Origin of the sequence: Blautia sp. Marseille-P3201T, from assembly GCF_900120295.1 — a bacterium.
Lineage (GTDB): Bacteria > Bacillota > Clostridia > Lachnospirales > Lachnospiraceae > Blautia.
The window spans coordinates 1-23230 of record NZ_LT635466.1; the positions used below are offsets into that span (position 1 = coordinate 1).

Consider the following 23230-nt stretch of genomic DNA (forward strand, 5'->3'; position numbering starts at 1 on the left):
ATCTGTCAATCCACTTTGACGGCATTCCATGATGAGACGGTATTGTTCTTTGGCAGGTATTCTTTTGCTTCTCATGAGCACACCTCCATAAATCGGATAGAGTAAAATGCTCGCATCTATCATTTCTGGCAAGAGAAGATAAAGTGAAATGCTTGCATTTTCTAATGATTATTATGGATTCATTTTTAGGGCAACACAATCCGTCGAATTATTTTGCGCTTACATTATATATATATATATATATATATATATTGTCAATTGATTATTTTCTTTATTTTGCGAAAATGCTTTTTGCAGGAACTCAAAATTTTTTCATAAACAAAGAGACAACGTCTTAAAACAGTTCATTGTCTCTTTCCTAAAATATTTTACTTTAATTCTTTTTCTGCCGCCTGAAGCGCAGCTTCCACAACCTTATCCATGTCATAATACTTATAATTGCCAAGACGTCCGCCAAATATCACATTCGTTTCCTTTTCAGCCAATTTTCTGTATTTCTCAAACAGTGCATTATTTTGCTCGTTATTCACCGGATAATAAGGCTCCATTCCCACTTTCCACTCAGAAGAATATTCTCTAGAAATAACGGTTTTCTCCTGTTTTCCAAATTCAAAGTGTTTATGCTCAATAATTCTTGTGTACGGAACTTCCCTGTCTGTATAATTTACCACAGCATTTCCCTGATAATTATCGGTATCCAGAACCTCTGTTTCAAAACGTACAGAACGGTATTCCAGTGCTCCCAGTTGATATCCGAAATACTCGTCAATCATTCCTGTAAACACCACTTTATCCGCTATATTTTCATTCTCTTTTCTGAATGTAAAATAATCCGTATTGGTTTTTACCTCTATGCCTTCCAACATTTTTTCTACAATCACTGTATATCCGCCCTTTGGTATTCCCTGATAAGTATCATTAAAATAATTGTTATCATAGGTAAAACGAAACGGCAGTCTTTTAATAATAAATGCCGGAAGCTCTGTACACGGACGTCCCCATTGCTTTTCCGTATATCCCTTTATCAGCTTTTCATACACATCTGTACCTGCCAAAGAAAGTGCCTGTTCTTCCAGATTTTTAGGCTCTGTAATATGTAATTCTTCAATCTGGTGTTCAATCATTTCTTTTGCTTCTTTCGGTGTACGAATTCCCCACATTTTGCTGAATGTATTCATATTAAAAGGAAGATTATATAATTCATCTTTATATACTGCAATGGGAGAATTAATATAATTATTGAACTCTGCAAATTGGTTCATATATTCCCATATTGCCTTATTGGAAGTGTGAAAAATATGTGCTCCATACTTATGTACATGTATTCCTTCTATATCTTCACAGTAAACATTTCCGGCAATATGAGGTCTTTTATCAATAACAAGACATCTCTTTCCCTTTTTCTTTGCCTCATGAGCAAACACTGCACCAAATAAACCGGCGCCTACTATTAGATAATCATACCTCATAAATTTCTCCCTTGTTCTCTCTTTATTTTCATTAGCAGAGATAATCTTAGCATATCATTGCCGTTTTTTCAATCCTGTCACAGACTGCTGCCAATATCTTTTTATAATTATTCTGTCTGAAAATTAATTTTCTGTTTCTCTACATCCACTGTTGCTTCTATTCCAAAAGGAATAATACACCTTGGAAGTGCATGTCCTACATTGACATTATATACAACCGGCAATGCAGGATTATCAATAGTTTCTATCAGCACTTTTTTATACTCTTCATAATAAGTTTCATCCATGGGCTTTCCTACCAGCACTCCGTTCACACTCTCAAATACTCCGATCTCTTTTAATTTCAAAAGTGCTCGTTTCAGCTTATCCGGTGTCATCTTTTCTTCGCTGGTTTCCAAAAGCAGAATTTTTCCCTCCCACTCATTTTTAGACGGAAACAGTTGATATTTACTACAAAGTTCCGGTGAATTTTCATATCGTTCTCCATCAAATATATCAAATATGGTATCCAAACATCCGCCTAAAATTTTACCAGAGAAAACAGAACTTCCCTGTAATAGCTCATATCCCCTGTTAAGCTCTTCCGGAAGCTCCACTCCTACCTGATTTTCATCATAATTCGTTCTTCCCTCATACCACACATCACTTGAAGTAATCTCTTTGATTGTGCCTGTTGTAATCAATTCTTCGAAATATTTCTTTGTATAGGGTAACATTTCTTTCCCTAGTTCACAGATATCGGAAAGAAATGCCTGCCCATAAAAAGTATTTAATCCTACTTTATGAAGCATAAGATGGTTCATGGTACTGTCTGAAAATCCCAAAAATATCTTCTTTGTAACTGCCTTCTGCAACTCTCCATTTTCGAATAGATAAGGAAGCAGTCGATATGTATCATCACCACCGATGGCGCACAATATCATATCGATTTCCGGATCGGAAAATGCCTGTAAAAGGTCTTCCGCTCTTTTATCAGGATGCTCTTTTAAATAATCAATTCCTTTTAAAGCATGGTCCATAAATTTTACTTTTAAGCCATAATTTTTTAACCTTTCAATACCTAAATCTAATTCATGCTTTACAAAGTCTTCCCCGATTGTTCCACTTGATAAACTGACAATTCCCACTGTTTTTACCATATTCTTCTTCCTCCTCATATATTCAACCTGATTTTTTCACAAATTATATCATAATTTTTATATTTTTAAAGTTTTTTAATAATTTTTTCTAATTTTTCTATCCGAATATCCTTCTAATTTCCTATATAATTCATCAAGTATGGTCTTTACATGTAAAATTCCAAGCTCTATATCTTCTCTGGCATCTGAAATTTTGCTTTGCACCAAATAGTCCGTAATAAATCCATCCAGAAAGAAATCTGCAAATGTAAGGAAATCTCCGATTTCAATCTGTAAATGTAAAGCTTCTCCCACATCATTTAATTCTCTTTGAAAAAGCTGCAGTTCTGTTTTCGCCTGCTCCAACAAAGCTTCTGCTTCTTTAATACGGGAATGTTTCATATAACTGCTAAAGAAGCCTCCTGCAAACATATCGAAAATCCCCCATTTTCCTGCATTTTCTAATTTTTCACTTGCATGATACAGGCTCTGCAAAGCCTGCTCTCCTGCTCTTATTGCTTCCTGTACTTCTTTTTTCATAATTTGATTACACATAATAATCCTCCTTCTGTATCAGCAAATCTCTGTGGAAGAAGTATGAGGGAAGAAATAAAAGGAATAAAAAAAGACCTTTATCATGACCTCTGCCACAATAAAAGTCTTGCTTTCTCATTTGCTACGAGTATCTCTCGATACCGGATGACGATTACAAAACCATCTTTCATAACCTATCTATAAAAAATGTTAAGCTACTCCCTTTTACTTTTGCTTGTTAAAAGAATAGCACAGAAGTAAAAGAAATTCAAGAAAAATTTTGCAATATCTTATTTCTCATTGATGGCAGCACAGGCTGCTATCAATAGGAAAGATTTTTCAAAAAAGACCTTGAAGCTCTGATTTCTCAAAGTTTCAAGGTCTTATTTTATGCTTGGACACTTTCACGCTTTCGCATGAATTAAATTATATAAAGCTCTTTTATCCCAGTATATTACTTGTTGTTAATAGCAGCCTGTTGGGTGCTATATGACTGGCAGTACACCATCCATGTAGGAATTGCCTTATCTTAGGATTTCCCCTGTATTAAAATTGTCACTTTCTTCGACTGCGTTTACCTGTTCTTGATATTTCATACAGAGTAACAATCACTGTAATTCCTTGTAAAAAATACTCAAATAACTTTTCTCGTTTCATTTTGAATCCTCCTGTATTCTATCATCTCTAAAATCAAAATGCAAGTAATTGCTACTGCCATTCCTGTTCCAATCATAATGTATTCCATAGATTCCTCCATTTATAAACCAACTCTCTTTTTCACATCTTGCTTTCTCATTGGATAGATTAAATAAATCCGTCCTCCCGTTTCTTTAATCCTAATCATATACCCTGACCATTCAAGTTCTGTTCCTTTTGGGACTTTAATATCCATTGTGTAATCTTCATCCGTTTCTATTGTATATGGATAGATTCTTAACTCATCACAAATTCCAATCGTATCATTTTTGATTGGGTTCATAAAAATAACAACACAATCATGTACTGTAAACTTTTCCTTTTCTATGATTCTTCTTGCTGTTCCTAGTACATCATTTGGCAATTTCTTTTTCCCAAGCAGACAGTTTATCTGCCTTAATAGTCTGACTTCACTTTCATTGGTAAGTTTCAAATACATTATTTTTCTCCTTTTCTTTTGCAATTTAAAAGCCAATATACCTTTCATCTCTGTACATTGGCTTTTATAAAAATACATAGGTATGATTTAACATATCAACATAAATATCCCTATTATTAAAATCTGAGGAGTCATAATGGTGTTGTATCATAAAAGTTGACACCCTATTCTCAAGGATTTTGATATATAATCATAATCAATACGAGAACAGGAGAAAAACCTATGGCACAGAATCAAAAATCTTATGACAATGAATTTAAAGCACAGGCGGTAAAGCTTGCCCAGGAAATCGGCGGTCATAAAGCTGCTCAGGAATTAGGGATTCCAAAGGGTACTATGTACACTTGGATAAAAGCCTTCAAAGAGGGGCGTCTCAGTGCAAATGAAGCAGTTCATACGCCCAAGAATGCTTTATCCCTTAACGATGAGCTTATTGAACTCAGAAAGCGTGTAAAAGAGCAGGATAAGGAAATTCGTCGCTTAAAAGAAGAAAACGAATTCCTTGAGGAAGCAAGTGCTTTTTTCGCAGCCAGCCGTCGGAAGTCAGCAAAAAACAGAGATTAATGTTTATTGCAATCAAAACGGATGACGGCCGGATTAAGGGTAAAATTTCTTTTTATTGCAAAGTGCTTCATGTTTCAAGGCAGGCATTCAACAAATTCCTAAAAACAAAAGATACCCCTTGGAAATATCAGGCACTGGCAGATGCAATGCTTGATATTTGCAGCGAAGATGAATGCAATGACACTTATGGAAGAATCCGTATGTATCAGGCCTTACAACTCAAACAGCCTGAGGGAGTACATATTCCCGGTGAGAGAACTGTTTATCGTGTCATGGCAGAAATTGGTCTTAATCATAAACCAAAACGTAAGCCGAATGGTATTACCAAAGCTGATAGAGAAGCCAGTAAATCCGACGATTTAATCAAGCGTGACTTCGCTGCTGAAAAGCCTCTTGAAAAGTGCATGACCGATATGACTGAAATAAAGGCTTCTGACGGGAAGCTCTATGTTTCAGCTATCTTTGACTGCTATGATTTAGCAGTATTGGGACTTGCTATGGATACAAATATGAGAGCTACCCTATGCGAACAAACCTTAGAGAATGCTTGCAAAGCTTACCCGATGCTCCGTGGAGCTATTCTTCACAGTGACAGGGGAACCCAGTATACCAGTGAGCTATATCGTAAAGCTATCAACAGATATGGCATTGTTCAAAGCATGAACAGTGCCGGTGGCAGATGCCATGATAATGCCAGATGCGAAAGCATGTGGGCACGCTTCAAAGAGGAATTACTTTATGGTCGTTACGATCCTACCTCAATGACCGTAGAGCAGTTAAAGACGCTCATCTGGAGATACTTCATCAGCTACTGGAATAATCGGAGGATCTGCTCTGCTAATGGTGGACTACCTCCAATGGTTAAGCGACAACAATACTATGCTTCGCTACAGGAGGCAGCATAAGGTCGAACATTCTTGAGAAAAAAGTGTAAACCAATATTGACAATATCATAATCTGTTTCAAAGGAAATTTGAAACGCTTCTTGTGTTTGAAAGCCCTCTTTAGTTAATTTATCTTTTAATCTCTGCAAATATAGCGTTCTTTCTTTTCCGTTCAATCTACAATATTTCAGATATTCATCAAAGGATAGAATTTTTGTTTCTTCCATTACATAGGCAATCTGATTTTTATATCTAAAACTGTCTGATTTAAAATGAAACCGAAGAAGATTATCTTTTTCTCCTACCTTCCGCAAATACCCTTCCTCATCTCTGTAAAAATCTAACTCATTACATTTCTGCTGTTTTCGTTTAGAATGAATGGCTTTGTATTCTGACAAAACTCTATTCCATTCTTTCGGATAAAGAAAAATAAATGTTGTCATTTCTTTTATCCAATCTTCTAAACTTCCCTCATAAGCACAAGGCTTTTCATTGATGTTTTCCATGTTTAAACATTCATGTTCTTTTTCCCACCGTTTCGAAGAAAAAAACCATTCTTCAATATTTATCTTCGTCATTCTCTCACACTCCTAAAAAAATAAGACTGACACATTTTCACATGTCAGCCTTTCGTCCTATTGATTTAGTAAATCATGTTTTAATTCTTCCGCTATTGTTTTATCTAAAATCTCAGCCACCTTTAACAAAAAAATCCTATCGTTTTTTGTTGTACTCTTTAATTGTTCTTCTATACTTTTCAAAGAAAGCAGACATTTAGAATAGAGCAGTTGCTTTTTCTTTCTCAATATTCCTTTTGGCGGAAATATGAACGGAAGGATAATTGGTCCTGCTACTATATAAGGATATCCCATTCTCAAAAGTTTGTATTTCTCTGTACACACTTTCAAAAAATCATCACATTGTCCTTTCTCCAATACAAAAACATATTTTTTCAAAAAACTATTCTCTATTGTTTTCTTGGGATTTTTTAGAATATTCTCAATCTCTGTAATAACCTTTTCTGCATAGGAAAGACATTGTTCATTTGGATAAAATATCATTTTGCCTTGCACAATTCTATCTCCCTTCACGCTCTAGGAAACCTGTAGCCATTCTGTATTACATAACTGCGAACCATCAGGAATAACTTCACTAAATCCGCTAATTGTAATATACCCTGTATTTGTACCACATTCAAAATGTAATGTGTACTGTTGTCCTTCATATACTGCATGATATGCGTCTGTGAATGTGGCTGTATGTTTCTTAAAGACAAGTTTATAATCTGATGCTTCTTCATACTGATTAAAAGTCTGTGCCTGATAAATTTCAAAATCAAAACTATTATCTTGTGTGTTGCTGATTTCTATGTAATATCGTGCATATAGTGGAGAACGGTCTGCTTCCCAATATGTACCTGCAGGTGGTACTTGTGGAAGCACAATTCTTTGATTTTCACTTTCTTCATTCTCCTGTGAAGATGGTTCTTGTGCAGATTCAAATTCGGATATTGGAATATTTTCAGGCTTTTCTATACGTTTAAATTCACCCATGCCACTATTCCAAAATTCCTCACTTCTCCCCTCTCTACTTCCAATAGTGTCATTGTTAAAGAGAAGTTCACAATCATATTTCTCCATCTTAAAAGAGTCTATCCCGTTCCATTCAATCGAATAATCAGAGTTTCCCATTGTATCAACATCTAAAATATCTAATGTTTTTGCATCTGTTTCAGATTGTTCCATCTGCTCTTTTTCAAAATTCCACCAATAAGAATAATATTCTATTTTCTTATTTGCCACATCAACCTTAGAAATTTCCATTGCCCATTTTCCATTAGAGAAAAAGCCTGTTCTTTCGCTGGAAAATTCCTTCTCCTCAAAAATCTCTTCTGTTACTTTTGTAATTTCTTCTTTGTTCTGCTTCTCCTTTTCCACATAATACTCTGCTATATTCACATTCTCATAGGAATCCTTATAAAATATCAAAATAACCTCTTTGTCCTCTTTCACATAGGAACATAGAAGATATTCTTCTTTTTCTGAATGTCCATATTGCCATTTATTCACCGAAAATTGAGATGATACAGTTTCTCCTATCGGTTTATTAGAATAAGCAGATATAGAGCATTTTTTGAACTCTTCTATTTTTTTACTGTCGTCCTGCCATTCTACTGTTTCTAATAAACCAATCTTTTTTTCTGATTCTTCCTCATTTTCTTTTTGGGAATTAGAACACCCTACCAATACTCCTATGAGCATGACCGTAAGAATCATCAATATTCCTTTTAAATATTTTCTCATTTTCTCTCGCCTCTTTAAATTGATAAACGAGCATATAACGTATTGCTATATGCTCGAAATAATATTGCTCTCTCTATTTAAGTTAAAATTCATCATCAAAGTCTTCGTCGTCTTCCTCATCCTCATCTCTTATGACACCTGAGCCATTACATTCAGGACAAGTATGACGTCCTTCTCCTGAACAAGCAGGACAACTTCCGTCTGAAAATCCTATACCTTGACAATAATCACACTCTACAGTCCCCGTTCCTCTACAATACCAACATGGTTCTGGCATTTTCATTCCCCCTGTTTTACATAATTAAATCTGCTTCTAATTCATCTATTACCTTTTTCAGCATAATTTCTAAGCCTTTCAAAATATCTTTTCTTTCCTGTGATGCATTTTCATCTAATTGGATATTTTTGTTTGCTTCTAATATCAATGGATATTTTTTCTTAAAAGACTATTCTCTATTGTTTTCTTAGGGTTTTTTAGAATATTCTCAATCTCTGTAACAACTTTTTCTGCATAGGAAAGACATTGTTCATTTGGATAAAATATCATTTTGCCCTGCACACTTCTATCTCCCTTCATGCTCTACGAAACCTGTAACCATTCCTCGGGTTAGAACACATTACAAATATTCCCGAAAAATTTTATCCGTTTCTTCTAACTCCTGACAAACTTTTTTGTTAATTTCATTATGAATAAACTCATCTTTAATCTTTGCCATAAATCGAACATCTGTAAACAAATGTGTTATTGTTAAAAGCAAACTTCCTATATCTAGTTTTTTCGGATTTTTCGTAATATAAGCATTAAGAATACTACTTGTCGACGCAATTGTATTGGACACTAATAAGATTTTTCTCGTCCTTACGCTGTATAATTTTTGCTCTTCTAACTCGCTTCGGAACAAACTGTGTACAGAACTGATAATCATATCAATGAATATAGATACAATATAAGAGGTCGTAACAATCTTAACATCACGGGAAAAGCATAAAGCATCATACTGTTTCTTATACAAATCACTTGCAAAGGTTTCATTAAAACTTGCAAGCAAGGGAACAGGCAATCCCACCTTTGTGTACTCATCAGATTTTAAATGCTGTGCCTGAGCAAAAATTGCAGCTAAGAGATTTAAATAATCTGCCTTAATGACGTGGTAACTTTCCTCGAATAATTTGTCCATTTTTACTTTTTCCCCTGTTATTCTCATATGGGGTTTTCTTTCTACCCGATAGGAATGAAAGTCATTCATTGTAATCACATCTGTTAAGATATTAGCTGTCCCAAATAACCACCCCAAAATCGGGTCATGTCCCAGTGTATACATTCTATGATATTTTCCCTGCATATTGATTCCTAAATCTTTTGAACCTTTTGTAATATCATAGGGTGGTGTCTGATACAGAATATTTATCCAATAACCTTTTCCGTGGGTTTCAGAATGTTTATCTCTAAAACTGTCATTTGCTTCTCTGTGAGCCTTTTCAATGGACTTATCATTATGTATCAACCGTTCTGTTTTATCAAAACTTTCCCCATATTTTGCTTTCTCGGCAAAATATGGAAAAAGCAAGACTTTTGTCACCTGTAACGCTGTTGCAACAGCTAAAAAGCTTAAATCTGTCTTATTTATAATGCTCGTCTTCTGGGAAAATTCTTTATTAATCTCATCTAACTCATTGTATACTCTTGCAATTTCTTCTTGAGATAAAATATCTTCCAAAAAAGTTTCTTCTGGCACTTCTTTCTCTGCTTTTTGCAAAAGAGCCTCCCACTCTTCCAGCTCTGAGCTATGCTGTAATTTGGAATCTCTCGTTGTGTTTTGAGTATTTCTTTTCACATTTGAAAGTTCTTTTCCATATCCCAGTTCTTTCAATAATCTTTCAGACGAATTTATACTTTCATCTGCACTATTACGTGTTTTTTTGTAGTCTTCCTCATTCAATAAATTTTCTGAAAATTTTTGATTATATTTAAGAACCTTATTTAATTCTTTTTCTTCCTTAGTATACTGAAATTCGCTCATAATTAAACTTATTTCCCCAATCCTTAATAGCTCATGCCAAGGTCATACTCTAAATCTTTGATTGCAGACTGAAGAAGCGTATTTAAAGAATTCAAATAATCAATTCTTTCTTTGTCTGCATCTGATTCATTCTTTAATGCTTTTATAATCGCATTTTGCTTTCTAACCGCTTCCCTATAACAAAGTTCCTTTGCTTCTTTTAATTTTTTATTTTTGACATGTGACGCTACTCCTACTCCTGTTGCTCCTAGAACTGCCACTGGAGCTGCTAAAACTGCTACCCCTGCTGCCATTCCTCCACCTACAAGAGCACCTGCTGCCGCCAGTCCGCTTGTAATTCCTGCCGCACTAAGTCCTACAACAGAACCTCCTAAATACAATGCCGCAAAACTAAGTGCTCCTCCTGCTCCTGCTCCTAATGCTCCTGCTAACACTTCCGGAATTGCTGATTTTGCAATTGTTCTTGTCCTGTCATTTAAAGCTTCATTTGCTTCGTCTATGACACTCTGTACTGTCTTCAATGCATCTTGGCTTTGAAATTTCATATCTTTTTTCTTTTTTATGTATTCTCCCATTTCCAAAATCCTCCTAGTGTATATATCTACACCATGATAATACCATATATATCCACCGCTTACAATAGCAATAGAAATCAAATATGATATAAGCAGGAGGATTTTGACATGAACGATTTGGAGTTTGGCACAGTCAAATTGCATTTAAAAGAAATTATGGAAGAACGAGGACTTTCTCTGAGCAAGTTATCTTTTCGTGCAGAAATGCAGAGAACCCAACTCAAACACTATTATGATGGCTCTATTCAGCGTTTAGATATTGCTGTCCTTTCCCGACTTTGTTATGCCTTAGAATGTGATTTACATGACTTATTAGAATACATTCCCCCAAGTAAATAATTGATATTTCAAGAGAGAACCTACGCACTTCTAAGTTTGTTCTCTCCTTTTATTATCTCTCATGGGGATACATGATTGTAATTCCATAATCATTCGTCACTATGTATAAATCCGAACACCATTCTGTTTTTTCTGTTACAGGAAAAATGTCTTGAAACTCAGCATAACTCTTTTTCAAATTATGTTCTTTCAAAATCTTTTCGTAGTCATCTGAATAATTTTCTTCCACAAGCAAAGCCACATATCCGCCATCAGACTCTAACGCTCTGTCAACTCCATAGTTCTCGTCTAAAATATGAATAATTCTGAACATCTCTGATGTTATATCTTGTGGAATCTCATACTCAGAACAGCACTTCTCGATTTCTTCTTTTTGCGTAATCGTCCAAAATTTTTTAATCATCTTTTTCACTCTCCTACCGTTTTCATGGAATAGATAGCATACACCTTTCCCTGTCTGTCTAAAAATTCCAAATCATAACTAACCCATCTCCTATTTTCATTCATTGGGTGCTTCTTGTTCTTAATGTCGATTTGAAGAAAATTATTGTCTGGAATCCGCACTAAAGTATGGTCAAGATTCAGTTCTTCTAAAACATCTGATGTATCATCTTGAACAGGTGTCAGGATGATAGAAATATAGCCATTTCTTCCTATATCCTTATTCTCAAGTAATTCTTCAACCGTATTTAAAATCTCCAACGGAATTTCATTATTAGCCAACAATGGATTTATCTGTTTTAACATTTTCACCGCTTCCCACGTCTTGATTTTTATGTTCATGACTTTCCCCCTCTGCCTTTCCTTTCTTTTTGGCTGTATTCGTTACTTTCTTCCCTTTCTCTGCCTTGTCACGCTTTTCACTCTGTACTAAGGCTTCTAAACTTTCTTTTAATGGATAATCCATCAAATTCCATTTCTCTCTTGGATAATGCAACCCTAAGTAGAGCGGATGAACCCCAAGGCTTTTCAAACTGATTCCCTCTACCGAAATACATTTTACATTCTTATCCAGTCCTTTTTCCTCCAGCATAGACAACAAATCTATTTTGACATTGGTTGTTCCTTTATGTGTAAGCAATGAATTTCCCCATGCAATCACAATATCATATGTCTTTATATCCTCCTCTTCCAAAATCTCCTCTATATACGCAAGACTGTTTTCTTGTAACTCGCTGACACTCGGCTTCTTTGTAATAACATTTGCATACAGATTGACAATCCGCATTTCTTTCCACCCAAAATCATTCACATGATTTATCAAGTGCATAGTCGATACATCTAATACTCCACAGTTCTCTACCGAAATAGTCGGGTACAACTCTATCACTAATGCTTTCTTTCCCTCCTCTCCCCATTTTCGCCGAATCTCATAAGTACTTTTCCCATCATCTGTTCCAACTGCCCAAATGTTCATATTCACTTCTCCTGTAATCATGCTCTTTCCTCCTAAAAACACGCAAAAAAGGACTAATAGATTTCTCGCTCTATTAGTCCTTACCTCTATCATTCATATTCAATATTCCTTATTATCAATTATACGAAATTGCTTTTACAACTTCTTAATATATACTTCTACAACTAAGTCTTTCCATTGCTTTGCTCTGATGAAATTTCCAAAAGACTTCCGATATGCTTTGGCTTCTTCAAATCCTAAGGTGAATCTGTCCATCAACACATACTGTTCTTCTTGAAATTGCATTTCCATGTCATAATCTTCCTCTTTTAAATACCATTTAAAAACACCTTCTTCTGTTGGAGTAACTCTTTCTACAATAGCCTCAATCAGTTCTCCACTAATCTGTTTCTCTTCCAAGTTGCAAGCCTTATCAAGATATTCTTGTATCTTTTGTATTTCTGCAGTCACATCTACAGGCTCTATCTCTTTACCATCACATTGTAGTTTCTGCAAAGAAATCTCAACCTCTTCAATTCGTACTGTAATTAGATTATATTTCTTCTGATATTGAGTTTCATCTATCAAATCATCCAGTCGCATATCAACAAGATTATTCTTCCTTTTTTGAAGCCTGTCTAACTCCCTTTGCAACTTTTCTACTTCATACCTCTCTGAATGTTCCTCCTTATCGACTGTATAATGTTCTTCAATCGTTCCCATCAGTTCTGCAAGAGAATCTTTTTGATTTTTCCATAATCTGTGAAAAATTGCTTTTGGTTTCTGGTGCTTCTGGTTCTGGAGTTTCTGGCTCTGGCGTCTGAGGCTGCTCCGGGACTTCTGTTTCCGGTTCCTGGGGCTGTTCCGGCACTTCTGGCTCCGGTTCCTGGGGCTGTTCTGGCACTTCTGGCTCCGGTTCCTGGGGCTGTTCTGGCTCTTCGATTTCCGGGTTTTCCGGCTCTTGGACTTCCGGCTCTGGCTCTTCGGTTTCCGGTGTCTGAGACTGCTCTTCTTCCTGCGGTTCTTCTGCTTCCGGCGCTTCTGTCTGGATTTCTATGTTATTTGTATTTTCTGCCGCCGAAACACTGGTCGGCGCTATCATAGCTGCTGCCAAAAGCACAGCGATTGTTTTGTTTAATTTCTTAATATGCAAGGTTCCTCTACTCCTTTTCCTTCTGTCTGGTTATCATGTATTTCTCTTAACAAGAACTCCGTGTACCAAAAATCTGACACTTCGGTCACTGGTACAAGTTGACAATGTAACAATGCAATCCTTTGTTCCCACTTCAACATCCAGCTTTTCTTCTGAGCGTTTTTTTATATCAGTCAGGAATGTTTCATATTCACCTTCACTTTGGAACTGTATGGTGAAGCTCTTTTCTGCGGTATCTGCCTCATAATAGGAGAAAATATTATACCGCTGCCAGCCCTGTTCTGTCAGCAGCCAGAAACAAGGGTATTTCTGAACTGTTCCCTTCTTTCGTATATCACTCAAAGAGCCAAACATGGTGCCATTACGCATATTATGCCCGTAAATAAATGTATTCATATCGGAAAAATCACTGCTGTTCCAGGCATCCATAAAAATGCTGCCTGTGCTGTTTTTTTCCCCAACATAAGTATGCTTGATATAATATGTGTTGTCCTCGTCCTGCAAAACAGGATAGCTGATGCCAGCCGGCTCATAGTAAATCCATCCAATAATGTCTGGATTTTTCTCCTGTAATCCCTTTAAATCCACCTGGATTCCCGGTTCTTCTTTGGTCTCCTGTTGTTTCTCAGTACTGCTGCTTTCACTATCATCTGTGTCCTCTTCTGTAACATACTGGTTCCGCAGCTTGTCATAGGATTCTTTGGCGCTTTTATACTGATTCTGAACGGAAATCATATGCCACACGCAGAGCACAATCACCAAGATTCCGCCCAGTATAATCAGGTTCAAAATGCGCTGTTTTTTCTTCTGTTTTTCTTCTGTCTCTACCATATTTTTCCTCTTTCTTACTATGTTTCTTCAATCAATCCGTATTTCACCTTAATTCTTTCCAGCTTCTCAATCATAGGGCGGCTTGCCAGCCAGAGAAAAATCACTGTGGCTGTTGCATGTACCAGATCCACTGGCAAGCCCGACATATAAATAGCCAGTAGATTTTTAGGGGTAATGGCATAAGACATCATAACCAGGGAAGCCGGATTCATGATTCCGCCATAAATGCACAGCACCGCAAGGAAACCATAGATGCAAAGAGAACCTTTTCGTGCCTTTAACCACCCTTTTTGAAACAAAATTCCCGCCAGAAAGCCAATGATGCCCATCGCAAGCATCTGCCAGGGCGTCCAGGGTCCCTGACCAAACAGCATGTTGGAAGCCATCATCGAAATAGCACCTACCAGAAATCCTGATTCTGCCCCAAAACTGACGCCGGCAATAATCGTCACAGCGGCAACTGGTTTAAAACTCTGGAGCATGAAAAATGCTGCACGCCCCGCCACTGCAATTGCCACCAGCACAGCAATCGTGAGAAGTTCTCTGGCTTTTGGTTTTCTCCCTTCAAACACCATAAAGAAGGGCAGGATGGTGAACACAGCAAGCACCAGACTGATAACCAGATACTTTCTGTCCGCAAAAAAGGTAACCCCGATCCAGATTGTCAGAGGAATGGCAATCAAAATCAAGCCTATGGAAACAAGGGTGCGTTTTGGAAGTTTCCCCTTTCCCTTTGGCACTGCAAGCACAGTCTGGTAATCCCAGAAGCCCTCCTTCTCTGTCTCTTCTGTTTCCTCTTCCCAGAAATCCGTATCTACAGAAACGGAATCACTTTTTCCGTCCAGAAAAGCATCCAGAAAGGCATCCAGCTTTTCTTCCTGCAGCATCAGCCCTCACCTCTTTTCCAAGAGCCTACTGCTTCTATTACATCTGAAACTGTTACAGCATCAGGAAACCAGGCTCGTGCCATCCGGTTAGCAGCAGTGGTATAGAAATTATTACCTGCGAAAAAACTCCGGGCATCCTTACAGGAAACAAGATTCCCCTGGAAAAAAAGCCCGATCCGATCTGCATACTGGGCACAGAATTCCACATCATGGGAAATCAGGAGAATGGTGACGCCATGGCGGGCAAGGGTGCGAAGAATCTCTCCTAATTCCTGCTTATAATGATTGTCAATTCCTTTCGTGGGTTCATCCATAAGCAGGATCCTTGGGCGAAGCAGCAATACCTTTGCCAGAGCCAGACGCTGCTGTTCTCCACCGCTTAAATCATAAGGATGCCGATCCATCAGCTTCTCCAGTTTTGTCAGCGCCGCTATTCCCTGTATAGCATCTGCTTTTTTCATATCAATGGGATATGCCTTGCTGGTTTTTTCCCGTTTTCCGTCAATCATCTCATATAAGTCCTCACGAACCGTTTTCTTTACAAACAGGCTCTGGGGATTCTGGGGCATAACGCCCAAAAAGCCATGATACAGTTCCTCATCGCTATATTTTCCGATTTCCTTTCCTTCCAGGTAGATTTTACCACGATACGGAAAGCGGATTCTGGCAATCAGACTCATGGATGTACTCTTCCCTGTTCCATTCCCTCCTACCATGGCAAAAATTTCCCCTTTTTTTACATCCATATTCAGTCCCTTTACCACATCCGGAAGATTTTTCTCATACCGGAACCAGACATCCTTAAGACGGATTTCCGGCACCTCCTTATCCTTCTCCTGTTTTCCAACAGGTGACAAATCCAGCATGCTGTTTTCACTTCCCTGTCTAATAAGAGGTGCTTCCATTCCCACCAGTTCCCGCTTCAGCCAGCGTCTTCCCTGGCTGACCGTCAGCGGACAGTCCAAGGTGCTTTCCACTCCTGCATAAATCTGCATCGGTGTAGGCATAGCCAGAAACATATCATGCTTCATTTCTTTTAGGGCGCGTCCTATTTCTTCTGGATTGCCCCGGGCGATAATCCGTCCCTCATCCATCATATAAACCTGATCCGCCCATGGAATGACATCCTCAAGCCGGTGTTCTGTTATAATAACCGTAGTGCCAATATCCCGGTTGATTTTACGCACTGTTTCCAGGAAATCAGAAGCTGCAATGGGATCCAGTTGGGAAGTTGGTTCGTCCAGAATCAGCAGATCCGGATGCATTGCCATAACAGAAGCCAAGTTCAAAAGCTGCTTCTGCCCCCCGGACAACTCGGTAACACTTTTCAGAAACCACTCCTGTATGCCAAAGTAGGAGGCCATTTCTGCAACTCTAAGACGGATGGTAGGCGTGTCATAGCCCAGGCTTTCCAGGCCAAATGCCAGTTCATGCCAGACTTTGTCCGTTACAATCTGATTGTCTGGATTTTGCAGAACATAGCCAATGCCCTGGCTTTGTTCCCGATGTCCTACCTCTTCTAGTTTTTTCCCCATGTAGCAGATTGTCCCACGCATTTCCCCATGCGGAGACAGTTCACTCTTCATCTGCCGCAGAAGTGTACTTTTGCCACACCCGCTTTTTCCACAGAGTACCACAAAACTGCCTTCCTCCACAGACATCTGTATATTTATAAGAGCCGGTTTCTCCTCTCCTGGATATTTGAAACTAAAATTCTCCACTTTTATACATTCCAAGCTTTTGTCCTCCTATTCTGCCATATACCAGGGCAGCTTCCGCTCCATACTGGCTTTTGCTTCCAGGCGCCGGAACACCGCATCTTCCCAGACTCCCATGATAAACGGGAAAAAACAAAACAACGCCCAGGCCAGGTAAGTCACTGCACTCTGCCAGGTAAGGGGCAGTCCCCCGATTTTGATTACCGGATTATACTGAGCAAAGGCAGTCCCAGATGCAAATCCTACTCCACTGATTCCCAGCAGCAGCAACAACATAAGAGACGCTTTTAAATCCCGGCTATCGAACCGGAAGATAGAAAATGCGCTTCGCCCCTTCAGACCATATCCTCTGGCCCGCATAGAGTCAGAGGTTTCAATGGCATTTTCAAGTGCCCAGGTAATCAGTATAGACAGGATGGTAATTCCATACCGAAGTTTCTGGAACAGATTTCCATTACTAAAATCCCGCCCAACCGCTTTCTGTCCATTCCGTATTACTTTTAGCTGTGCGCCGAATCTTGGCACAAACCGAAATACCATAGACAGAACCAGGGACAACGCCGGTATCACCCTTCCAAACAGATATACAAATTTGTCCGTTGTCATCACTTCGTTATAGCAGGAAAACCATAAGATTGCTATAAACAACATGGACGCCAGCACCACACCATAAACCAGCGCCTCCAGCGTTACGGGCCCTGACTTCAAATAAAAAAGAAACGTTACCCCGTAATGATTAAAAGCGGGATTCATAAAAGCTACAATGACCATTGCCGGCAAGGTATACAAAAGATTAAAACGCAGAATCTTCCTCCAGCCTTTCAGGCGGATGGCATAACATGCCGCCCCCAGAAACGAAATACTAAGAAGCACCGGATGGCTCATAAACATGGAAATCAGAATCACAGTCAGAAAATAAAAGAATGCTACCGCCGGATGACAGTCTGTAAAAGCATCTGCATGTTTATTCATAAAAAGAATCCCCCACATCCCGTCCAAGGTCACAGGTATAACGCCATTGAATTACATCTCCGTTGCTGACTTCATACTGGGAGCAGCCATAATTTGGATACCAGCCGTTGACGTTATACATCCATCCTGAAAGTTTACCGCAGTCAAATTCATACAACTGGTTAATCCCTTCCACATAATAAGAGCCATACATGGGCGTATAACTTGCTTCCATCTGGATTCCAGCCTCCCGGCACACCCTGTAAAGCACATCATAGACCGTCTCCCCCGGTGTGTATTCTACGGTAGATGAATACAGAATCCACCCGTCTGCCGGCACAAAATCTGCTTTTTCCTGGTTTAACTGTTCCATATTATCCAGGATTGTCATACAGTCTATGGAAATCGTACACGTATGAGTTTCCGTCTGGGCATTCTCCCCACTGGAGGTTCCTCCGTCTGCTGTTTCCGGAGTCTGTGCAGCATTTTGTGTACCGGAGGTTTCCGTATTTCCTGACTTTTGCTTTGCTGTCTTTGTATTGCTGTCCCCGGACTGGGTACTTTCACCGGATGAATTTCCACCGACCAGGTAATACGTGTCCCCCATCTCCGTCACTGCAAATGTCAGTACGCTTACTTCTGCTCCGTCTCTTTCTTCTGTGTCAATCTGGACGTCCGTCATTTTCTCAGGAGCCCCGTCTACCATTTTGCACAGAATCACAGAATCCGCATCCCACTTTTCTGCCAGTTCCAGTTTCAAAGTCACAGGAGCCGCCAGCTTCGTCTTTTCCAGGGTCACTCCAAGACCCACAGACGCCTGGTTGGCAAGCTCTTTTACTTCTTCCACCTGCTCTTTTGGAAATGCTACTTTTAATTTCTGTTCCACAGCATTTTTGATTTTGCTTCCGTCATAACTCCAGGTATAACGAATGCCCGTAGAGGCGTCCTCTCCATAAAATTCATATGTTCCTTCTTTCCCTGCAATCGTTTCTAGCTGTGCCTTTGTAACAAGCCCATTATCCGGGAGAGCATTGTGCTCTGTTAAAGCCTCCACATCCTCTTCCTGCTTTTCTCCTGAATCCCCGGAAACATCTTCCGTCCGGTCTAATCGGGTAATTTGGTCTGAACTGATTGTTCCGCCACAGCCTGCCAGGCAAAACAGCAGACAGGCAGTCAATACAGCCAGAAAGTTTCTGTTTTGTTTCTTCATATCCATCCTCCATAAACCATGCCAGAAGGGACCCGCCGATGGCGGCTCCCTCTTAGCTCTTTATGCTCGTTTTCTTTTCAGGACAATGCAGATTACAATAACTACTACTGCACCGGCAATGACGCCTATATAAGGCAGAAATTGCGTTACATCTCCTCCTGCCAAAGCTTCTCTTTCTATATTCTGCCCCTTCTTATCTGTATTGCCGGCTTTTGCCCCTCCTTCTGTATCAGAAGCAGCTTCTGATCTGCCCCGGTAGGTATCGCCGGTAAAGCTCCATCCGCTTTTCTTCTCTGTATCAGATGTTCCGGCGCCGGATTTGGTTTTTTCGGTTCCTTTAGTTAAGGATACTCTCTTGCCGCTGGATGTAGAGGTTCCTAAGGAAGGGGCGCTTCCGGAATTGCTTCCCTGACCCAGGCTGCTTCCATGAGACATTCCTGAGCCACCGGTGCTGCTGCCGCTATTTTCCAGCCCGGTTCCACTTCCATCTCCTTCTCCGCCTGCCTCCGGTGAAAGATCTGACATATCATACAGAGAGGTTTTTCCATCCAAAAGTCTCTGGTATGCAACCAATGCGTAAAACGCCTGTTCTGTTGCCATGCCATTGACCTTGCCTCCCTCGCCTCCGCCATTATTGGAGGCTCCTTTTTTTACATGCATAAATCCGGTATTGCCAACCTGATATGACAGCAGATTTTCCACCGTCCATCTGCCATTTTTGATAAACCTTGTATCCGTACCGGCATCGATTCCCAAAGAACTGAGTGCAGTGATAACCTGTGCATTTGATTCTGAGGTTTCAGCGCCCATGGTTCCGTAGCCGCCTGTAGAAAGCTGCATATCTGACAGCTTCTCTAATCCACGATTTACAGCCGCTGTTACATTGTCATACCCTTCTTTCTGATAGTAAGGAGCCAGAGCCTGCAGCGCCATCCCGCTCATATCCGAATCCGCCTGCTCACCTGACAGGGACCAGCCGCCCCCGGGAAGCTCTGCTTTCAGAACAGTTTCCAACAGGAGCTGTTCTGTTGTCTGTACCGATACTCCCTTTACTGTAGGAATCTCATAGGCCGGGTTGCTGTTCAGGGCAATCAGCGCCCAGATAGGCCCATTAATCCCTTGAGAGCTGACTTTCTCAAAGTCCGCCAAATAAGTGAACAGATTATATCCGGCAATATCTCTGGCATCTTTGCCGATTGCAGTCAAAGCCAGGATTAGTTTGGAATATTCCGTATAACGGGCTCCCAGATTTCCGTCTTTTTCCTTCAGGTAATTTGCAATATGATTATAATAGGTAGTAAAATAGCTGCTGTCCGGATCCATGCCATAACGGGCAAGACCAATCACAAACCATTCGCTTCCCTTTGTTGGGTTCGTATCCACAGAAAGCATATAGTCAGAAGCTTCCTTTAATGCGGTTTTGACCGACTTGGACAGTGGATTTGCCTTGGAAGTCACTTTCACCTTACATTCTGCCTGGATAGAAGAGTCTGATTTTAAGGAAACCCTGATTTTTGTAGTTCCCTCACTGACACCTGTCACAGTTCCCTCCTGGTCCACTGTGGCAATTGTTTCATCCATGCTCTTCCACACCATAGCTTTGTCTTCCGTATAATTAGCAGGAACTACCTTAGCATTCAGAGTGACTGTCTCACCTTTGCCAACCTTCTGGCTGGAAGCCAGGGAGATGTCAGACGCCGGTATGGTAAGCCTTGCCAGGAGAAATTCTCCTACATCTGCGGAAGAAAATACCAGTCTTCCTGTCTCTTTCTCATAGGTGTAATCTATCTTATCCACAGAATTGCCATCTATACGGTACAGGACAGCCAGGGATATACTCTCCCAGTCCTCTGGGACCTGGAGATAGAATTTTACCGGCTTTTCCAGTTGATAGGCATCCCCTGTCCTGATATCCGTATAGGTAACTTTTCCGTGTATCAGCGTTTTTGCACTTGCAGCCCCCTCTGCGCGGTTAATCTTTTTCAGAATTTCTGCGTCATCCTCCATGGTTTCATATGCGGTTTTCGCAAACCAGTAATTGTCCACTGTAACCGCTCCTGCGCTATGGATAACCTCCGCAATCCGCGCTTCTGTTTCCCGACGCTTCTCATTGGTTCCCTCCGGCATACTTTCCTGGATTTCTCCGTCCATATTTCCATACAGACTGTCTGCTTTTAGAAAATCCTGCATTAACTGGGCATCCAGATCCGGCAGTTTGTCCTGGGGCACTGCCCAGATTGCCTGGCTGACCAAATCTCTGACCCGTAAAACAGCCCTTTCCAGATGTTTCCCTGTTTCTTCCGGCAAAGAGGCCTGCTGGCTCTCTGTCAACCCATTATATAATTTCTGCACCTGAAGGACCTCTTCCGCTGCATCCAGGGCAAAACCTTCCGGAATCGCCTGCACAGCCTCCTCTATTTCCTGAACCTCCTGCTGTAGTTCTTCCAGTCTTTTCAGCACACTGTTCAGACGCTGCAGATCCTTCGTCGCAATCCTGCCCTTTTCTGCGGTGGAAAGGCTGTCATACTGTTCTTTTGCCTGGTTAATCTGTCCGGCGTCGTCCAGTGTGACCTCCGACAGGGCAGGCAGCGCCCGGATGGCTGCTGTCACCTGCTGCACCTTTTCCTGCTGTCCTAATATCTTCTCTGCCACCGCATAGATATTTACCAGTTTCTTTTTGCTGCTTTCGGAAAGATAGCCTTTCGCTGCCTCGGACATCCCTTCGTATTCTTTATACACATCCGCTATCTGGGAAGCATTTTCCCAGGTTACACCAGAAGCAGAATCTGGAAGCTCCTGAATCTTTTTCTCTAATGCCTCGGCTACTTCTTTCGCACTTCCTACGGTTATCCGGCACTGGGCGCTGATCCCCCCGGACGTAACCGCCCGGATTACCGCTTCTCCTTTTGCGTGGGCAGTCACCATCCCCTGCGTATCTACAGAAGCAACTTTTTGGTTACTGCTCTCCCAGGAAACCTGTAGCTCTTCCGTAGCATTTTCCGGTTTATAGGAAGCAACCGACAACTGCAAGGTCTGCTCTGCCTCCATAGACGCAGAGGACCGGCTAAGAGTGATTTCTTCTATCTTCCGGTGCTGCACAGCTACGTGGCAGGAAGCAGTAAGCCCATTGGAAGTCATCGCAGTAACCGTTGCTTCCCCGGGTCCCACTGCTGTTACCGTCCCTGCCTCTGATACCTGGGCAACAGACGGAGTGCTGGTGGACCACTGGAGTGTCTTGTCATCTGCATCTTCCGGCTGTATGTCTGCGGACAGACTGGCTGTGTTCCCAACATACAACTCCAGCTCTGTCTGGTCCAGGGAAATAGATTCCGGATATACAGGAGCCCGCTCAGGCAAAGCTGCATAAATCTCATTCACACTTTCCTGGGAAGCATCCACAGTCTGGAGAATTTCCAGAGCCCGGTTATAGTTCTCCTTACAGCCCTCAATAGAGAACCAGGCCTCCTTATTCTGATTAATCTGTGCAATTTTCGCTGTCAGGAGGCTCTTATCTGCTACCTGGTATGTCGCATCACTCCCCTCTAAGTCCAGCCCATATCCAAACACCGTAAACTGAACCCGGAAAACATCCCCGTTCTGCGGCACCTTACCATCCATTCCCACATCCGGGAACTCATTGTTTACAGAATACATCCATCCGGACATGCTGTTATAGGAATATTCCTGCAAATCCGGTGCATAATCATTGACTGCACTATTGTTAGGAGGGTATACCTTCTGACCGTTCCAGTCCCGCTGTGGCGGCATATTCCGGATGCAGAGAGGGATGTTTAAATTCCCGGTATCTGCATCTTTGATTCCTGACAGGTAAAAACTCCATCCCACGTTCCCTGTATAGGTATAACGGATTCCAAGGCTGTCCATAACCCTGGTAAGAAGTTTCGAATAGTCATCCCCTTCCTGAATCTCCACCAGCATGGGCTCTGCCAGGTACCCCTGCCCTAGGGTAAAACGCTCTATTGTCAACGTCACTGTGCCAAGTCCTGATGCTGCCTTTGCAGGTACAAATCCGGTAAAAATTCCCGTCAGCAGCAAAAGTACAGCTAACAGCAGTGCAGGCAGCCTTCTGCCCATCTTCATTCTTCTATTCATACCTTTCACCACTAAAACAGACCTAGCCA

General features: G+C 40.6%; 25 protein-coding genes. 3 read left to right on the plus strand and 22 right to left on the minus strand.

All coding sequences use genetic code 11. The annotated features are described in order from the left end of the window. Positions 1-368: 368 nt before the first annotated feature. From glf to BQ7352_RS01585, 4 genes are all read right to left on the minus strand, one after another. The gene (gene glf, locus BQ7352_RS01570; protein WP_072446406.1) at positions 369-1469 is read right to left on the minus strand and encodes a UDP-galactopyranose mutase; all 1101 of its coding nucleotides are present in this window, start codon (positions 1467-1469) and stop codon (positions 369-371) included. Between the two features lie 107 nt (positions 1470-1576). Next, positions 1577-2608: a S66 family peptidase gene (locus tag BQ7352_RS01575; RefSeq protein ID WP_072446408.1), complete on the minus strand. Its 1032-nt coding sequence runs from the start codon at positions 2606-2608 to the stop codon at positions 1577-1579. 75 nt (positions 2609-2683) lie between these two features. Then, positions 2684-3142: a hypothetical protein gene (locus BQ7352_RS01580; RefSeq protein ID WP_072446410.1), complete on the minus strand. Its 459-nt coding sequence runs from the start codon at positions 3140-3142 to the stop codon at positions 2684-2686. A 736-nt stretch (positions 3143-3878) separates the two neighbouring features. Then, positions 3879-4256, minus strand: coding sequence for a hypothetical protein (locus BQ7352_RS01585; RefSeq protein WP_072446412.1), 378 nt, complete (start codon positions 4254-4256; stop codon positions 3879-3881). 222 nt (positions 4257-4478) lie between these two features. Here BQ7352_RS01585 and BQ7352_RS01590 point away from each other — a divergent pair, with 222 nt between their 5' ends. Continuing rightward, positions 4479-4820 carry a transposase gene (locus BQ7352_RS01590; RefSeq protein ID WP_004615554.1) on the plus strand — a complete coding sequence of 114 codons (342 nt, stop codon included), beginning with the start codon at positions 4479-4481 and terminating at the stop codon, positions 4818-4820. Next, positions 4820-5725, plus strand: coding sequence for an IS3 family transposase (locus BQ7352_RS01595; protein ID WP_072446414.1), 906 nt, complete (start codon positions 4820-4822; stop codon positions 5723-5725). The genes BQ7352_RS01590 and BQ7352_RS01595 overlap by 1 nt, the downstream gene beginning before the upstream one ends. Here BQ7352_RS01595 and BQ7352_RS01600 read toward each other — a convergent pair. The 7 genes from BQ7352_RS01600 to BQ7352_RS01625 all read right to left on the minus strand — a co-directional run bounded on the left by BQ7352_RS01600 (position 5698) and on the right by BQ7352_RS01625 (position 10603). Beyond that, positions 5698-6282, minus strand: coding sequence for a hypothetical protein (locus tag BQ7352_RS01600; protein ID WP_072446416.1), 585 nt, complete (start codon positions 6280-6282; stop codon positions 5698-5700). The two genes, BQ7352_RS01595 and BQ7352_RS01600, sit on opposite strands and share 28 nt — an antisense overlap. Positions 6283-6339: 57 nt before the next feature. After that, on the minus strand, positions 6340-6777 hold the full coding sequence (locus tag BQ7352_RS01605; RefSeq protein WP_072446418.1) for a hypothetical protein: 438 nt from the start codon (positions 6775-6777) through the stop codon (positions 6340-6342). Between the two features lie 21 nt (positions 6778-6798). Further along, a complete protein-coding gene (locus BQ7352_RS01610; protein ID WP_072446421.1) occupies positions 6799-8007 on the minus strand; it encodes a hypothetical protein in 1209 nt (402 codons plus the stop codon). Positions 8008-8089: 82 nt separating this feature from the next. Next, positions 8090-8284, minus strand: coding sequence for a hypothetical protein (locus BQ7352_RS01615; RefSeq protein ID WP_072446423.1), 195 nt, complete (start codon positions 8282-8284; stop codon positions 8090-8092). 16 nt (positions 8285-8300) lie between these two features. Beyond that, positions 8301-8432 (minus strand): hypothetical protein, encoded by a 132-nt coding sequence (locus BQ7352_RS14950; RefSeq protein WP_256381127.1) that lies wholly within the window; start codon positions 8430-8432, stop codon positions 8301-8303. A gap of 192 nt (positions 8433-8624) precedes the next feature. Further along, on the minus strand, positions 8625-10028 hold the full coding sequence (locus tag BQ7352_RS01620) for a hypothetical protein (RefSeq protein WP_072446426.1): 1404 nt from the start codon (positions 10026-10028) through the stop codon (positions 8625-8627). A 23-nt stretch (positions 10029-10051) separates the two neighbouring features. Next, the gene (locus tag BQ7352_RS01625) at positions 10052-10603 is read right to left on the minus strand and encodes a hypothetical protein (protein ID WP_072446428.1); all 552 of its coding nucleotides are present in this window, start codon (positions 10601-10603) and stop codon (positions 10052-10054) included. 108 nt (positions 10604-10711) lie between these two features. On the opposite strand from BQ7352_RS01625, the gene BQ7352_RS01630 reads away from it, so the two are divergent. Beyond that, complete coding sequence (locus tag BQ7352_RS01630; protein WP_004614149.1) at positions 10712-10942, plus strand: helix-turn-helix domain-containing protein; 231 nt, start codon at positions 10712-10714, stop codon at positions 10940-10942. A gap of 52 nt (positions 10943-10994) precedes the next feature. On the opposite strand, the gene BQ7352_RS01635 is transcribed toward BQ7352_RS01630, so the two are convergent. The 11 genes from BQ7352_RS01635 to BQ7352_RS01685 all read right to left on the minus strand — a co-directional run bounded on the left by BQ7352_RS01635 (position 10995) and on the right by BQ7352_RS01685 (position 23201). Then, on the minus strand, positions 10995-11345 hold the full coding sequence (locus BQ7352_RS01635) for a hypothetical protein (RefSeq protein ID WP_072446430.1): 351 nt from the start codon (positions 11343-11345) through the stop codon (positions 10995-10997). A 5-nt stretch (positions 11346-11350) separates the two neighbouring features. Continuing rightward, positions 11351-11689, minus strand: coding sequence for a hypothetical protein (locus tag BQ7352_RS01640; RefSeq protein ID WP_072446432.1), 339 nt, complete (start codon positions 11687-11689; stop codon positions 11351-11353). Next, complete coding sequence (locus tag BQ7352_RS01645) at positions 11658-12380, minus strand: DUF1643 domain-containing protein (RefSeq protein WP_072446434.1); 723 nt, start codon at positions 12378-12380, stop codon at positions 11658-11660. Before BQ7352_RS01645 ends, BQ7352_RS01640 begins: the two co-directional genes overlap by 32 nt. Before the next feature lie 114 nt (positions 12381-12494). Next, positions 12495-13061: a hypothetical protein gene (locus BQ7352_RS01650; protein ID WP_072446436.1), complete on the minus strand. Its 567-nt coding sequence runs from the start codon at positions 13059-13061 to the stop codon at positions 12495-12497. Next, a complete protein-coding gene (locus BQ7352_RS01655) occupies positions 13048-13491 on the minus strand; it encodes a hypothetical protein (protein ID WP_072446438.1) in 444 nt (147 codons plus the stop codon). The genes BQ7352_RS01650 and BQ7352_RS01655 overlap by 14 nt, the downstream gene beginning before the upstream one ends. A gap of 33 nt (positions 13492-13524) precedes the next feature. After that, positions 13525-14322 (minus strand): class B sortase, encoded by a 798-nt coding sequence (gene srtB, locus BQ7352_RS01660; RefSeq protein WP_072446440.1) that lies wholly within the window; start codon positions 14320-14322, stop codon positions 13525-13527. Between the two features lie 17 nt (positions 14323-14339). After that, a complete protein-coding gene (locus BQ7352_RS01665; RefSeq protein ID WP_072446442.1) occupies positions 14340-15209 on the minus strand; it encodes an ECF transporter S component in 870 nt (289 codons plus the stop codon). After that, positions 15209-16945, minus strand: coding sequence for an ABC transporter ATP-binding protein (locus BQ7352_RS14330; protein WP_072446444.1), 1737 nt, complete (start codon positions 16943-16945; stop codon positions 15209-15211). The genes BQ7352_RS01665 and BQ7352_RS14330 overlap by 1 nt, the downstream gene beginning before the upstream one ends. Before the next feature lie 12 nt (positions 16946-16957). Next, entirely contained in the window at positions 16958-17899 is a 942-nt protein-coding gene (locus BQ7352_RS14335; protein ID WP_072446446.1) for an energy-coupling factor transporter transmembrane component T, read from the minus strand. Then, positions 17892-19088: a DUF4430 domain-containing protein gene (locus BQ7352_RS14700; RefSeq protein ID WP_083429818.1), complete on the minus strand. Its 1197-nt coding sequence runs from the start codon at positions 19086-19088 to the stop codon at positions 17892-17894. The genes BQ7352_RS14335 and BQ7352_RS14700 overlap by 8 nt, the downstream gene beginning before the upstream one ends. 60 nt (positions 19089-19148) lie before the next feature. Next, positions 19149-23201: an Ig-like domain-containing protein gene (locus BQ7352_RS01685; protein ID WP_083429819.1), complete on the minus strand. Its 4053-nt coding sequence runs from the start codon at positions 23199-23201 to the stop codon at positions 19149-19151. Positions 23202-23230 lie beyond the last annotated feature (29 nt).

What these genes read in the sequence shown, in the direction of transcription:
- glf (WP_072446406.1), bottom strand. Translation starts at nt 1,469, where the DNA reads ATGAGGTATGATTATCTAATAGTAGGCGCCGGTTTATTTGGTGCAGTG.
- BQ7352_RS01575 (WP_072446408.1), bottom strand. Translation starts at nt 2,608, where the DNA reads ATGGTAAAAACAGTGGGAATTGTCAGTTTATCAAGTGGAACAATCGGG.
- BQ7352_RS01580 (WP_072446410.1), bottom strand. Translation starts at nt 3,142, where the DNA reads ATGTGTAATCAAATTATGAAAAAAGAAGTACAGGAAGCAATAAGAGCA.
- BQ7352_RS01585 (WP_072446412.1), bottom strand. Translation starts at nt 4,256, where the DNA reads ATGTATTTGAAACTTACCAATGAAAGTGAAGTCAGACTATTAAGGCAG.
- BQ7352_RS01590 (WP_004615554.1), top strand. Translation starts at nt 4,479, where the DNA reads ATGGCACAGAATCAAAAATCTTATGACAATGAATTTAAAGCACAGGCG.
- BQ7352_RS01595 (WP_072446414.1), top strand. Translation starts at nt 4,820, where the DNA reads ATGTTTATTGCAATCAAAACGGATGACGGCCGGATTAAGGGTAAAATT.
- BQ7352_RS01600 (WP_072446416.1), bottom strand. Translation starts at nt 6,282, where the DNA reads ATGACGAAGATAAATATTGAAGAATGGTTTTTTTCTTCGAAACGGTGG.
- BQ7352_RS01610 (WP_072446421.1), bottom strand. Translation starts at nt 8,007, where the DNA reads ATGAGAAAATATTTAAAAGGAATATTGATGATTCTTACGGTCATGCTC.
- BQ7352_RS01615 (WP_072446423.1), bottom strand. Translation starts at nt 8,284, where the DNA reads ATGCCAGAACCATGTTGGTATTGTAGAGGAACGGGGACTGTAGAGTGT.
- BQ7352_RS01620 (WP_072446426.1), bottom strand. Translation starts at nt 10,028, where the DNA reads ATGAGCGAATTTCAGTATACTAAGGAAGAAAAAGAATTAAATAAGGTT.
- BQ7352_RS01625 (WP_072446428.1), bottom strand. Translation starts at nt 10,603, where the DNA reads ATGGGAGAATACATAAAAAAGAAAAAAGATATGAAATTTCAAAGCCAA.
- BQ7352_RS01630 (WP_004614149.1), top strand. Translation starts at nt 10,712, where the DNA reads ATGAACGATTTGGAGTTTGGCACAGTCAAATTGCATTTAAAAGAAATT.
- BQ7352_RS01635 (WP_072446430.1), bottom strand. Translation starts at nt 11,345, where the DNA reads ATGATTAAAAAATTTTGGACGATTACGCAAAAAGAAGAAATCGAGAAG.
- BQ7352_RS01640 (WP_072446432.1), bottom strand. Translation starts at nt 11,689, where the DNA reads ATGTTAAAACAGATAAATCCATTGTTGGCTAATAATGAAATTCCGTTG.
- BQ7352_RS01645 (WP_072446434.1), bottom strand. Translation starts at nt 12,380, where the DNA reads ATGATTACAGGAGAAGTGAATATGAACATTTGGGCAGTTGGAACAGAT.
- BQ7352_RS01650 (WP_072446436.1), bottom strand. Translation starts at nt 13,061, where the DNA reads ATGGGAACGATTGAAGAACATTATACAGTCGATAAGGAGGAACATTCA.
- srtB (WP_072446440.1), bottom strand. Translation starts at nt 14,322, where the DNA reads ATGGTAGAGACAGAAGAAAAACAGAAGAAAAAACAGCGCATTTTGAAC.
- BQ7352_RS01665 (WP_072446442.1), bottom strand. Translation starts at nt 15,209, where the DNA reads ATGCTGCAGGAAGAAAAGCTGGATGCCTTTCTGGATGCTTTTCTGGAC.
- BQ7352_RS14335 (WP_072446446.1), bottom strand. Translation starts at nt 17,899, where the DNA reads ATGAATAAACATGCAGATGCTTTTACAGACTGTCATCCGGCGGTAGCA.
- BQ7352_RS14700 (WP_083429818.1), bottom strand. Translation starts at nt 19,088, where the DNA reads ATGAAGAAACAAAACAGAAACTTTCTGGCTGTATTGACTGCCTGTCTG.
- BQ7352_RS01685 (WP_083429819.1), bottom strand. Translation starts at nt 23,201, where the DNA reads ATGAATAGAAGAATGAAGATGGGCAGAAGGCTGCCTGCACTGCTGTTA.